At 64.1% G+C, this 515-nt stretch carries 1 protein-coding gene; it reads right to left on the bottom strand.

Going from position 1 to position 515, the window contains the following annotated elements; all coding sequences use genetic code 11:
• Positions 1-486 (bottom strand): NAD(P)/FAD-dependent oxidoreductase (locus ACV22Z_RS35755; protein WP_448080944.1); only part of this gene is annotated, 486 nt, incomplete at its 3' end.
• Between the last annotated feature and the right edge of the window lie 29 nt (positions 487-515).

The raw sequence follows: 515 nt of genomic DNA, 5'->3' as shown, positions 1-515 counted from the left end.
TTTCACCGAACCGTCGTCGTTGTACAGGATCTCGGCCGCCGGAAAGCCCGGGAAGATCTCGACGCCCAGCGCCTCGGCCTGCTGGCCAAGCCAGCGCGTGACATTGCCGAGCGAAATCACGTAGTTGCCGTGATTCTTGAAGTTGTCCGGCAGCGCCCAGTTCGGCGTTTGCACCGCGCTTTTCTCGGACAGGAACAGGAAGCGGTCTTCCGTGACCTCGACGGTCAGCGGCGCGCCTTGCTCCTTCCAGTCGGGGAACAGTTCGGTGATCGCACGCGGATCCATCACCGCACCGGACAGGATGTGCGCGCCGATTTCCGAACCCTTCTCGAGCACGCACACGCCGATCTCGGCGCCTTTCTCGGCGGCGAGCTGCTTGAGCCGGATCGCGGCCGACAGCCCGGCCGGGCCGCCGCCGACGATCACGACGTCGTATTCCATCGATTCGCGCGGGCCGTATTGCGCGATCAGGTCATCTTTGGTCAAAGCTGAGTCTCCTCCTGCCGCAGTTCCTG

The sequence above is a fragment of the Burkholderia sp. PU8-34 genome (assembly GCF_053427725.1).
Note: the sequence above shows the minus strand (reverse complement) of the source record. Positions and strands in the feature narration are given on the sequence as shown.